Here is an 11,614-nt window from a genome sequence, read left to right as displayed (position 1 = left end):
CCGCCGAAGTAGCTAGTGTCACCACTGACCTCCGCCGGCCCGCGACCCCGCGGCGACCACGACAAGGAGAGATGCGGTATGGCTGACTTCGTCGGTGCGGTGGACCAGGGCACCACCAGCACCCGCTTCATGATCTTCGACCACGGTGGCAACGAGGTGGGCCGCCACCAGCTCGAACACCAGCAGATCCTGCCGCAGGCCGGCTGGGTCGAGCACAACCCGCTGGAGATCTGGGAGCGGACCCAGACAGTCATCCGGACCGCGATGAACGCCCGCGGTCTGACCGCCGTCGACCTGGCCGCGCTCGGCGTCACCAACCAGCGCGAGACCACCGTGGTGTGGAACCGCCGTACCGGCCGGCCCTACTACAACGCCATCGTCTGGCAGGACACCCGCACCGACCGCATCGCCGCGGCGCTGGAACGCGAGGGCAAGGGCGACGTCATCCGGCGCAAGGCGGGGCTGCCCCCGGCGACGTACTTCTCCGGGGGGAAGATCCAGTGGATCCTCGAGAACGTGGACGGGGTCCGCGGTGCCGCCGAGCGGGGCGAGGCCGTCTTCGGCAACACCGACACCTGGCTGCTGTGGAACCTCACCGGCGGTGTCCAGGGCGGCGTGCACGTCACCGATCCCACCAACGCCAGCCGTACCATGCTGATGAGCCTGGAGACGCTGGACTGGGACGACGAGCTGCTGTCCTTCTTCGACATTCCCCGTGCCATGCTGCCGGAGATCCGGCCGTCGTCGGACCCGCGCTCGTACGGCAGCACCGGGCCGCACGGACCGTTCAGCGGCCCGGTCCCGCTCACCGGCGACCTCGGCGACCAGCAGGCCGCCACCGTCGGGCAGGTCTGCTTCGCCCCGGGCGAGGCGAAGAACACCTACGGCACCGGCAACTTCATGCTGCTCAACACCGGCCGGGAGATCGTGCGGTCGGAGGCCGGGCTGCTCACCACGGTGTGCTACCAGTTCGGCGACGAGGCGCCAGCGTACGCGCTCGAAGGCTCCATCGCGGTCACCGGTTCCGCCGTGCAGTGGCTACGCGACCAGCTCAAGATCATCAGCAGCGCGTCGCAGAGCGAGATCCTGGCCAGCCAGGTGGCGGACAGCGGCGGCGTGTACTTCGTGCCCGCCTTCTCCGGGCTGTTCGCACCGTACTGGCGCTCCGACGCCCGCGGCGCCATCGTCGGCCTGTCCCGCTACAACACCGACGCCCACATCGCCCGGGCCACCCTCGAGTCCATCTGCTACCAGAGCCGCGACGTCGCCGAGGCCATGGCACAGGACTCCGGGGTGCACCTGGAATGCCTCAAGGTCGACGGCGGGGTCACCGTCAACGACCTGTGCATGCAGTTGCAGGCCGACATCCTCGGCGTGCCGGTCAGCCGTCCGGTGGTCGCCGAGACCACCGCCCTCGGCGCCGCGTACGCCGCCGGCCTCGCCGTCGGATTCTGGAAGAACACCGACGAGCTGCGGGCGAACTGGAACGAGAGCAGGCGCTGGCAGCCGGCCTGGTCGCCGGAGCAGCGGGAGAACGGCTACGCCCGGTGGAAGAAGGCCGTCCAGCGTACCCTCGACTGGGTCGAGGTGGACTGACCGCCGTACCTTCACCCTCCACGGGAGGGGCCGCCGTCAGGGTCCGCCAGGTGCCGGCTGCGCGGCGAGAAGCCGCTTGATCTCGGCAGCGGCCGGGTGGGCCGGCGCGACGGCCAGGAACCGCCGCAGCGTCGTCGCCGCCTCGGCGGCCTGAGTGGTCCGCTGCGCCAGTCCCAGCACCAGCAGGCCGTCGGGGGAGTCCGGCTCGCGGGCCAGGACCTCCCGGGCGGTGCGTTGGGCGCCGGTGCTGTCACCGGCCCGCAGCAGCGCGAACGCGAGCCGTAGCCGGACGCCGTCGTCAGGCCGCTCCCGCAGCGCCTCCTGGTACATCTGCGCCGCGGCGTCGTACCGGTTCTGCGTTTCCAGGTCGTGGGCGAGTTGGACGGCGACCGCGACCGGGTCGGCGGGTACTGGCCGCGCGGGCGGGTCGAGCCGGTCGGCGGCGACCGCGACGGACACCACCAGTGCCACCACCCCCACCGACGCCACCCGCCAGGCTCGCCGCGCGCCCCGGGCGTCCGGCATCGACGGCGCGGCCGGACGGGCCCGGCCGGCGCGGGGGCGCAGCGTCCGCACCGCCGCGTAGCCGCCGGCCAGCAGGGCCAGCGCGGGTACGCCCCACAGCAGCAGCCGGACCCCGCGGGCCGGCGGGTCGGTCAGCACGTCCGCGCCGTACCGCTGGACGAACCAGCGCCGGATCTCGTCGCGGTCCTGCCCCTGGGCGAGCTGGTCCGCCACCACCTGCCGCATCGCCACCGCGATCGGTGACCGGGAGTCCGCCACCGACTCGCCCTGACAGGCCGGGCAGCGCAGCCCGGCAGCCACCGCGCGGACCGGATCCTGCCGGCCGTGGTCGCTCGCCGACCGGGCCAGCCCGATGCCGGCCGCGGCGGCCAGTGCGACGAGCACGAGCGCCACCAGGGCGCCTCTCCGGGAGACACGCCCTGGGGCGCGTCGCCACCTCATCCGGCCAGCAGCGGCGCGATCCGCTGCTCCAGCCACTGCCGGGTCACCACGCCCTGGCGCCGGTCGACGAGCCGGCCGTCCCGGTCGACCACGAAGGTCTCCGGCACGCCCCGCACACCCCACTCGACAGCCCGGGTGCCGTCCGGGTCCGGCACCACGGTCAGCCCTTTCGCGCCGGTCTCGTCGAGCAGTGCCCGGACCGCCTCGGCACCGTCGCGGATGTTCAGTCCGACCAGCCGCACGCCGCGTGGCGACCACTCACGCTCGGCGTCGACCAGCAGCGGCAGCTCGTCCCGGCACGGCCCGCACCAGGAGGCGAAGACGTTGACCAGCACCACCTGGCCCCGGACGTCGGAGAGCGCGAAGTGGCCACCGTCCAGGGTGGGGCCGGACAGCGCCGGGGCGGGTGTGCCCGCCACCGCCAACCCCTCGCCCGGACTCGGGGCGGCCGGGGCGCGCAGGCCGAGGACGACCAGAGTGCCGACGACAGCGGTGAGCACGAGGACCACCGCCGGCCCGCCGCGCAGCCATCCGGGGCGGCGCAGGGCGGGGCGCCTCACCGTGCCGCTCCGGAACCGACGGCCACTGGGGCGGGCACCGGCCGGCCGGCGCGGGCGGCCGGTCGTCGTGCGGAGCGGGCGGCGGCGAGCAGCCCGCCGGTGGCGGTCAGCGCTCCGCCGGCCCAGAGCAGGCCGACGAGCGGGTTCACCGCGAGCCGCACGGTGGCGCTGCCGCTGTCCTCGCTGACCGCGATCAGCGTGACGTACGTGTCGTGCAGCAGGCCGGTGCCGATCGCCGGCACGGTCACCGCGGTGTCCCGGGCCGGGTGGTAGCGCAGTGCCGGGGTGATCGTCGGGCCGGCGTGGCCTGACGCGGTGAGCACCAGCCGGGCCCGCACCGCCATGCTCCCGCTGCCGCCGGTCCGGTCCACGCCGACCAGGCGGACCGCGACGTCACCAACCCGTAGGGTCTCGCCGACCCGCAGCGTGCGTTCGGCGTCCCGCCCGTACGCCGACGACCCGGCGACGCCCACCGCGACCAGGGCGAGCCCGGCGTGCGCGACCAGCCCGGCGAGCCGGCCGGGGCGGGGGCCGGACCGGCGCAGCCGGTGGACCAGGTCCCCGGCCAGGCCGGTGAGGACGAACGCCGCCGCGCCGAACGCGGTGAGCGCGGCCGGACCGGGTCGGCTGAGCAGTCCGATCAGGGCCACCGTGCCGAGGCCGGCGCCGGCGGGCACGGCGAGCCGCCGCAGCGCCGCCGACCGGTCGCGGACCCGCATCGCGGGCGTCGCGCCCAGCACCAGCAGCACCACCACCGCCAGCGGCACCGCCGTCCGCTGGTAGTAGGCGGGTCCCACGGACACGCGGGTCCCGTCCAACGGCGCGGAGAGCAGCGGCAGGATCGTGCCGATCAGCACCACCGCGGCGATGGTCACCAGGAGTACCCCGTTGACCAGCACGAGGGTGGGCCGGGAGAGCGCCCGCGGCCGTCCGGTGCGGGCCGGTTCGGGGGCCCGCCGGCCGGTCAGGACGGTCGACACCACCACCGCCAGCAGCACGAAGCCGAGCAGCATCGGACCCAGCGGTGAGTCGGTGAAGGCGTGCACGCTGGCCACCGCGCCGGACCGGGTGAGGAAGGTGCCCAGCAGCACCAGCAGGAAGCTCGCGCAGGCGAGCGCGCTGTGCCAGGCGGCCCGGCCGCGTACCAGCGTGGTGTGCAGGAACGCGGTGGCGGTCAGCCAGGGCAGCAGGGAGGCGTTCTCCACCGGGTCCCAGGCCCAGTAACCGCCCCAGCCCAGCACCGCGTACGACCACCAGGCGCCGAGGCCGATGCCGCCGGTGAGCGCGGCCCAGGCCACCAGCGCCCACGGGCGGGCCATCCGCGCCCAGCCGCGTCCGGCCCGCCCGGCCAGCGGCGCCGCGAGCGCGAACGCGAAGGGTACGACCAGACCGAGGTAGCCGGCGTAGAGCAGCGGCGGGTGTACGCCCATGGCCGGGTGCTGCTGCAGCAGTGGGTTCGGTCCGGGGCCGTCGGCCGGCACCGGGCTCACCGGGCGGAACGGGTTCGCGGCGAAGCTGGACAGCGCGAAGAAGAACAGCATGACCACGCTGACGACCACCATCGCGTACGCGTGCAGCCGGGGCGGGTACGCGCGCCGGGCCAGCAGCGCCGCGTACCCGCCGAGGACCAGCAGCCACAGCAGCAGCGAGCCGTCCAGCGCGGACCACAGGCTGGTCAGCGTGTAGTAGAGCGGGACGTGCCGGCCGCCGTTCTCGGCCACGAACCGCACGCTGAAGTCGTGCCGGAGCAGCGCCGTCTCCAGCAGGGCGCAGGCCACCGCGGCGGCGGCCAGGGTGGCGGTGCTGCCGAGCCGGGCGGTGCGTACGGACGCGTCGAACAGGGCCACCCGCAGCCAGAGCAGGGCGGTCAGGGTCGCGCAGGCCAGCCCGACGGCGAGGCTGGCGGTGCCGAGGTCACCGAGCATCGACCGGAGCCACGGGTGGGGACGACGGCCGGTACTCGTTGCCGTGCCGGACCACCACGTGGTCCGAGCGGAACACACCGTCGGATGACAGCGTGCCCTCGACGACCGCCCCGGTTCCCTCCCGGAACGTCTCGGGAGGCGCGCCGCGTTGCTCGACGGCGATCTCGCGACCCGCTGCCGCGAGGCGGAACCTCACCAGGTCGCCGTCGTGGCGCAGCGATCCGGGCACCACGTCACCGCCGAGGCGGACCCGGTGCCCGGCGAGGTCCGGGTCGTCGAGCAGCTCCGCCGGGGTCCGGTAGTAGGTGACGGTGTCGCGGAGCGCGCTGGTGACCAGCAGTCCGCCGGCGGCGAGCAGCACCGCGAGGAGGGCCATCCGGCCCGTCCGGCGAGGCATCATCCGACTCTCACCGGGGTGCGTTCGGCGGTGGGGGCGGGCTCGGGCGCCAGGCGGCGCTCCATTCGGACCACCCGGTGCAGCAGCACGCAGCACGCGGCGAGGGTTGCGGCGGCCACGGCGAGCAGCAGCGCGGTGGCCATCCGGGCGTCGATCGGCGGCCGGTGCGGGGCCAGCATCGTCGCCTGCTGGTGCAGCGAGCGCCACCAGACGACCGAGAAGTGCACCACGGGCACGAGGAGGAACCCGGCCACCCCGACGACGGCGGCGGGCTTCGCCACCCGGTGGTCGCCGCCGTCGCGTGCCCCGGTCCGCTCGGCGAGCGCCCGTCGTAGGGCGAGGTAGCCGGCGTAGGCGAGCAGCAGCAGGGCCGTGCTGACCAGGCGGGGATCCCACGCCCACCAGGTGCCCCAGACCAGGTGCCCCCAGACGGATCCGGTGGCGATGGCGGCGGCGGTGAGCACCACGCCGAGCTCGGCCGCCGCCCGGGCGAACCGGTCCCAGCGCAGGTCACCGCCGATCAGGTACGCCCCGCTGGCCATGAGCACGACCGCGAACGCGGCGTACGCCACCCAGGCGGCGGGGACGTGCACGTACATCAGCCGTTGCGCGTCGCCCTGCAGTTCGTCGGGGGGCGCGAGCCACGCGCCGGCCGCCGTGGCCGCCGCGGCGAGCCCGCCGGCGATCCAGGCCATCGTCCGACGCGCGGCGGCCGCGCTGGCCGTGTCCGCGACGAGGTCCACCGTGGAGGCTTGCATGATCTCCCTGTCCGCGTCCCAGGGGCGCTTGACCGAAGGTGGGGATGGGGTTCACCATAAGGCGCTTACTGCTCTATATCCCTCTGTTGGGAATAAAAGGCGTGAAGGTGGTCAACCGGGACTAAGGTCCTTGCCGATGAGGAGGACAGCGGAGACCGCCCCGCGCCCGGCCCGGCGGCAGCGCCGACCCGGGCCGATGCTGCTGCTGGCCGGCCTGCTGCTGCTCGCCGGCTGCTCCGGCGGGTCACCGTCGGCGTTGAATCCGCAGGGGACCGGAGCGGCCCGGGTCAACGGCCTCTGGTGGCTGCTGTTCTGGATCTCCGTGGCGGTGTTCGCCGAGGTCATGGCGCTGCTCGCGTGGGCGCTGGTGTTCCGGCGGGGCACCGCCCGGGTGCGCCACGGCCAGCCACTGCGCTTCGTGACGATCGCCGGCGCCGGGCTGCCGTTCATCATCCTCGTGGCCGTGTACGGCGTCGGCCTGCGGGACCTCGCCGCGCTCGGCGCCGGACCGGGCCGGGACGCGCTGACCGTGGAGGTCATCGGCCACCAGTGGTGGTGGGAGGTGCGCTACGCGGGCCGATCCGGCGCCACCGCCAACGAGATCCACATCCCGGTGGGGGAGCGGGTCAAGGTGCGCCTGCGCACCGACGACGTGCTGCACAGCTTCTGGGTGCCGCAGCTGATGCCGAAGACCGACCTGATCTCCGGCGAGACCCGCGAGACCTGGTTGGAGGCGCGGCAGGCCGGCAGCTACCGCGGCCAGTGCGCCGAGTACTGCGGCACCCAGCACGCCCACATGGCGTTCCTCGTGGTGGCGCAACCCCGCGCCGACTTCGACGCCTTCCTGGACCGGCTCGACGCCCCGGCCCGGGCGCCGCAGACGGATGCCGAACGGCGTGGCCAGCAGACGTTCGTGCAGGGCACCTGCGCCGCCTGCCACTCGATCCGGGGCACCGGCGCGCAGGGGCGGGTCGGGCCCGACCTGTCGAACGTGGGGTCGCGGTGGAGCATCGGCGCCGGCGCCGTACCCAACGACGCCGGCCACCTCGGCGGCTGGATCGCCAACTCGCAGACCGTGAAGCCCGGCAACGCCATGCCCCCGCAACCGGTCGACGCCGCCCGACTGCCCGACCTCATCGCCTACCTTCGGTCGCTGGAGTAAGGGCCACCATGTCCACAACCCTCAGCACACCACCCGGCATCGGCCGCGAAGACCTGGCCCGGCTGGCCGAGCACTGGGACGAACCCCGCTCGCTGCGCGCCTGGTTCACCACCGTGGACCACAAGAAGATCGGCCGACGGTACCTGGTCACCGCCGCGTTCTTCTTCGTCCTCGCCGGGCTCAGCGCCCTGGTGATGCGCACCCAACTCGCCCGGCCCGAGTCCGGCGTGCTGTCGCCGCAGGAGTACAACCAGCTCTTCACCATGCACGGCACGGCGATGATCTTCCTGTTCGCCACGCCGATGCTGTTCGGCTTCGGCAACTTCCTCGTCCCGCTGATGATCGGCTCGCGGGACATGGCGTTCCCCAGGTTGAACGCCTTCGGCTACTGGGTGTTCCTCTTCGCCGGGCTGTTCATGTGGGCGAGCCTGCCGTTCGGGGCGGCGCCGAACAACGGCTGGTTCGCCTACGCGCCGCTCAACCAGGATCAGCACAACCCCGGCCTGCACATGGACGTCTACGCGCTGGGTCTGCTCTTCCTCGGCATCTCCACCACCTCGGGCGCGATCAACTTCATCGTCACCGCGCTCAAGCTGCGCGCGCCGGGGATGTCGCTCAACCGGGTGCCGTTGTTCGTCTGGGCGATCGTGGCCACCGCCTTCATGGTGGTCTTCGCCCTGCCCGCGCTGAACACGGACAACGCGCTGCTCTTCCTCGACCGCCGGTTCGACACCCACTTCTTCGACCCCGGCGGCGGCGGGAACGTGCTGCTCTGGCAGCACCTGTTCTGGATCTTCGGGCACCCCGACGTCTACATCATCGTGATGCCGGGGCTGGGCATCGTCTCCGCCGTGCTCCCCGCGTTCACCCGCCGCGGCGTCGTCGGCTACCCGCTGATCGTGCTGGCGATCGTCGCGATCTCCATCGTCTCGTTCGGCGTCTGGGTACACCACATGTTCGCCACCGGGCTGCCGCAACTGTCGTACAGCTTCTTCAGCGCGGCCAGCACCATCATCACCATCCCGTCCGGGATCCAGATCTTCGCCTGGCTGGCCACCATGATGCTCGGCCGGCTGGTGCTGCGCGCCCCGCTGCTGTTCGTCATCGGGTTCATCGTGACCTTCGTGCTCGGCGGCTTCACCGGCGCCATGTTCGCGCTGACCGCCTTCGACCAACAGGTCACCGACTCCTACTTCGTGGTGGCCCACTTCCACTACGTGCTGCTCGGCGGGGCGCTCTTCCCGATACTCGCCGGCATCTACTTCTGGCTCCCCAAGATCACCGGCCGGATGTACCACGAGGGGCTCGGGCGGTGGGCGTTCTGGCTGGTCTTCACCGGCATGCACGTCACGTTCTTCCCCATGCACCTCTACGGCCTGTTCGGCATGCCTCGGCGCGTCTACACCTACCGCAGCGACCTGGGCTGGGACGTGGGGAACCTGATCAGCAGCATCGGGTCGTACGTGCTGGCACTCGGGCTGCTGCTGGTGCTCATCGGCGTGGTGCACGCGATCCGGCGGGGCCGGCCGGCCGGGCCGGACCCGTGGGAGGGCGACAGCCTGGAATGGTCCGCCGCCTCACCACCCGAGGCATACAACTTCCCGGTCATTCCCTGCGTGCACAGCCTGCACCCCACCTGGGACGAACGGACCGTGGAGTCGACCACCACGGGCGCCACCAAGGACCGCATCCTCAGCGAGGGCAAGCGCACCCTGTTCACCAGCGAACTGGACGCGCGCCCCGAGCGCGCGGCGCCGATGCCGGAGCCCTCGTTCAAGCCGCTCGTGCTCGCCGGCGTGCTGCTGGTCTTCTTCACCGCCCTGCTGCTGGGCGCGTACCCGGTCGCGGTGGCCGCCGTGCTGGCGGTGGCGGCGACGATCGCGGCGTGGCTCTGGCCGCCTCGGCGGCCCGACGAGGAAATCGGGATCGCGTCATGACGGACCGGGGCGGGGTGGTGGCCGCGGCCACCGGTGTCGAGGCGCTGACCACGGAGGAGCCGGTCGGCCGGCCGACCGGCTGGTGGGGCATGGTGATGTTCGTGGCCACCGAGGCGACCCTCTTCGCCTGCCTGCTCGGCAGCTACTTCTACCTCCGCTTCCAGCACGGCCCCAGCTGGCCGCCCGAGGGCATCGACAAGCCGAAGCTGCTCATCCCGCTGGTGATGACCGGGGTGCTGGTGCCCAGCAGCCTGCCCGTGGTCTGGGCCGAACACGGCATCCGGCGGGGCCAGCCCTGGCGCCTGCGTGCCGGCCTCGCCGCGACCCTGGTGATGGGGCTGTCCTTCATGGCCCTGCTGGTCATCGAGTACCAGGACGACCTCCAGCACTTCACCATGACCACCAACGTCTACGGGTCGCTGTTCTACGTGATCACCGGGTTCCACGGGCTGCACGTGTCCGTCGGGTTGATGATGATCGGGTGGCTGCTCGCCGCCTCCCTGCGCGGCGGCAGCTTCGGGTCCCACCGCCACGAACGGGTCCGCAACGCCGCGATCTACTGGCACTTCGTCGACACGGTGTGGGTCGCCATCCTGTTCACCATCTACCTCTCCCCGCGGCTGTGATGACCACGCGGCCCGGCCCACACGCCCGCCTGACCGGCGGGCTGCTGCTCTGGTACGGCGTGCTCGGCGGCGCGGTCGCCTGGGCGGTGCACCTGATCGCCGCGTGGAGCCTGGACGAACTCGCCTGTGCCGCCAAGTCCGAACGCATCGCGGGCGTACCGCTCTGGCAAGCACTCAGCATCGCCGTGTTCGTCCCGGGCGTGGCCACCCTGGGATCGTTGCTGGTCGCCACCCTGGTGCTGAGGCGTACCGGGCAGGCGCGGGCGGCCGGCGCCCACGACCGGGCCCTCGACCGGTCCCGGATGCTCGCCGTGGTGGGTGTCTGGGCGAACCTGCTGTTCCTGACGATCATCGCGCTCGGCGGCGTCGCCGTGCTGGTGTTCCCGCCATGTCAGGGCTGAGCGGCTACCGGGCCCACGGGCCCGGCCCGGGCGACGTGACCGACGGCCTGCTGACCATGCTGGTCGTCGCGGGGCTCTGCCTGCTCGCCGCCGGCTACGGCCGGGGCGTGCAGGAGCTGTGGGCGCGCCGTGGCCCCGGCCGGGTCGTGCCGGGCTGGCGGGTGGCCGCGTTCGGCGGTGGGCTGCTGGTGGTGCTGGCAGCCGACCAGGGGCCGGTGCACCGGCTGGCGGAGTCCTCCTTCGCCGGCCACATGGCCCAGCACATGCTGCTCCTGCTGGTGGCTGGCCCGCTGCTCGCGGCGGGCGCGGCCGGGCTGCCGCTGACCGTCGCCGCGCCCCGGCCGCTGCGCCAGCTGCTGGCCCGCTGGCGGGCCGCGGCCCCGGTGCGGCGGCTGCGCCGACCGGCCAGGTACGCCCTGCTGGCCGCCGCGGCGCAGACCCTCGTCCTGTGGTTCTGGCACCTGCCGGGCCCGTACGTCGCCGCCGTGGACCGCCCGGTCCTGCACGCCGCCGAGCACGTGAGCCTGGTGGCGGCGGCCTGGCTGCTGTGGGCGCCGGTGCTCGGCCCGGTGCGCCACCGTGCGCCCGCTCCGGTGTCGCTGCTGCTGCTGGTCGGCACCATGCTGCCCGCGTCCGCCCTCGGCGCGGTCCTCACCTTCGCTCCCGAACCGGTCTACCCGACGCGCGTCCTCGGCCCCGACCCGGTCGCCGACCAGCAGCTCGCCGGGCTGCTGATGTGGGCGCCGATGGACGTGGCGGTGCTGGTGGCGGCGTTGGCGGTCTTCCTCGCCTGGCTACTGCGGATGGACCGGGACCGGCCCGACCACCTGGTTGCCGGCCGGCCGGGCCGGCACCCGAAGCCGGCGGCGACGGGCGCCGCAACGGAAGGGATGGTGCGATGAGCCGTCGTCTCTGGATGCTGGGCGCCGTGCTGGCGGCGCTGCCGGTCGTCACCGTGACCGGCTGCGCCTCGGCGCCGCCCCCACCGCCGCCCGAGTCCCGCGTCGGCCGACCCGACCGGGGTGCGAAGCTCATCGCCCAGTACGGCTGCGGCTCGTGCCACACCATTCCCGGCATCGACCAGGCCGGTGGGCTGGTCGGCCCGCCGCTGACCCGCTTCGGCGCCCGTTCCTACATCGCCGGTGAGCTGCCCAACAACGCCGACAACCTGCAACGGTGGATCACCGATCCGCAGGCCGTCGAACCGGGCACCGCCATGCCGAACCTGGGCGTCAGCGCGATCGACGCAAAGGACATCGCCGCGTACCTCTACACCCTGGACTGAC

12 protein-coding genes are annotated in these 11,614 nt (G+C 73.4%); 7 read left to right on the top strand and 5 right to left on the bottom strand.

Annotated features, from left to right (window positions below; all coding sequences use genetic code 11):
* Positions 1 to 78: 78 nt before the first annotated feature.
* A complete protein-coding gene (gene glpK / locus A6A27_RS14955; protein WP_073835200.1) occupies positions 79 to 1,596 on the top strand; it encodes a glycerol kinase GlpK in 1,518 nt (505 codons plus the stop codon).
* Positions 1,597 to 1,632: 36 nt separating this feature from the next.
* On the opposite strand, the gene A6A27_RS14950 is transcribed toward glpK, so the two are convergent.
* Genes A6A27_RS14950 through ccsA form a run of 5 tightly spaced genes read right to left on the bottom strand, consistent with a single transcriptional unit; the run spans position 1,633 to position 6,202 of the window.
* Positions 1,633 to 2,514 (bottom strand): cytochrome c-type biogenesis protein CcmH, encoded by an 882-nt coding sequence (locus tag A6A27_RS14950; protein ID WP_073835199.1) that lies wholly within the window; start codon positions 2,512 to 2,514, stop codon positions 1,633 to 1,635.
* Between the two features lie 44 nt (positions 2,515 to 2,558).
* Positions 2,559 to 3,122: a TlpA family protein disulfide reductase gene (locus A6A27_RS14945; RefSeq protein ID WP_143194000.1), complete on the bottom strand. Its 564-nt coding sequence runs from the start codon at positions 3,120 to 3,122 to the stop codon at positions 2,559 to 2,561.
* A complete protein-coding gene (locus A6A27_RS14940; RefSeq protein ID WP_073835197.1) occupies positions 3,119 to 5,047 on the bottom strand; it encodes a heme lyase CcmF/NrfE family subunit in 1,929 nt (642 codons plus the stop codon). Before A6A27_RS14940 ends, A6A27_RS14945 begins: the two co-directional genes overlap by 4 nt.
* Positions 5,037 to 5,444 (bottom strand): cytochrome c maturation protein CcmE, encoded by a 408-nt coding sequence (locus tag A6A27_RS14935; RefSeq protein WP_158073985.1) that lies wholly within the window; start codon positions 5,442 to 5,444, stop codon positions 5,037 to 5,039. Before A6A27_RS14935 ends, A6A27_RS14940 begins: the two co-directional genes overlap by 11 nt.
* Positions 5,444 to 6,202 carry a cytochrome c biogenesis protein CcsA gene (ccsA, locus tag A6A27_RS14930; protein ID WP_073835195.1) on the bottom strand — a complete coding sequence of 253 codons (759 nt, stop codon included), beginning with the start codon at positions 6,200 to 6,202 and terminating at the stop codon, positions 5,444 to 5,446. The genes A6A27_RS14935 and ccsA overlap by 1 nt, the downstream gene beginning before the upstream one ends.
* A 136-nt stretch (positions 6,203 to 6,338) precedes the next feature.
* On the opposite strand from ccsA, the gene coxB reads away from it, so the two are divergent.
* The 6 genes from coxB to A6A27_RS14900 are packed head-to-tail and all read left to right on the top strand — an operon-like array spanning position 6,339 to position 11,613.
* Positions 6,339 to 7,364, top strand: a complete 1,026-nt coding sequence (coxB, locus tag A6A27_RS14925) for a cytochrome c oxidase subunit II (RefSeq protein ID WP_158073984.1) — start codon at positions 6,339 to 6,341, stop codon at positions 7,362 to 7,364.
* Between the two features lie 8 nt (positions 7,365 to 7,372).
* Positions 7,373 to 9,301 carry a cytochrome c oxidase subunit I gene (gene ctaD, locus A6A27_RS14920; RefSeq protein ID WP_073835193.1) on the top strand — a complete coding sequence of 643 codons (1,929 nt, stop codon included), beginning with the start codon at positions 7,373 to 7,375 and terminating at the stop codon, positions 9,299 to 9,301.
* Positions 9,298 to 9,927 carry a cytochrome c oxidase subunit 3 gene (locus A6A27_RS14915; protein ID WP_073835192.1) on the top strand — a complete coding sequence of 210 codons (630 nt, stop codon included), beginning with the start codon at positions 9,298 to 9,300 and terminating at the stop codon, positions 9,925 to 9,927. Before ctaD ends, A6A27_RS14915 begins: the two co-directional genes overlap by 4 nt.
* Positions 9,927 to 10,328: a hypothetical protein gene (locus A6A27_RS14910; RefSeq protein WP_073835191.1), complete on the top strand. Its 402-nt coding sequence runs from the start codon at positions 9,927 to 9,929 to the stop codon at positions 10,326 to 10,328. Before A6A27_RS14915 ends, A6A27_RS14910 begins: the two co-directional genes overlap by 1 nt.
* Positions 10,316 to 11,230 carry a cytochrome c oxidase assembly protein gene (locus A6A27_RS14905; RefSeq protein WP_073835190.1) on the top strand — a complete coding sequence of 305 codons (915 nt, stop codon included), beginning with the start codon at positions 10,316 to 10,318 and terminating at the stop codon, positions 11,228 to 11,230. Before A6A27_RS14910 ends, A6A27_RS14905 begins: the two co-directional genes overlap by 13 nt.
* Positions 11,227 to 11,613: a c-type cytochrome gene (locus A6A27_RS14900; protein ID WP_073835189.1), complete on the top strand. Its 387-nt coding sequence runs from the start codon at positions 11,227 to 11,229 to the stop codon at positions 11,611 to 11,613. The genes A6A27_RS14905 and A6A27_RS14900 overlap by 4 nt, the downstream gene beginning before the upstream one ends.
* Position 11,614 lies beyond the last annotated feature (1 nt).

The sequence above is a fragment of the Micromonospora sp. CB01531 genome (genome assembly GCF_001905095.1).
Classification (GTDB): domain Bacteria; phylum Actinomycetota; class Actinomycetes; order Mycobacteriales; family Micromonosporaceae; genus Micromonospora.
Note: the sequence above shows the minus strand (reverse complement) of the source record. Positions and strands in the feature narration are given on the sequence as shown.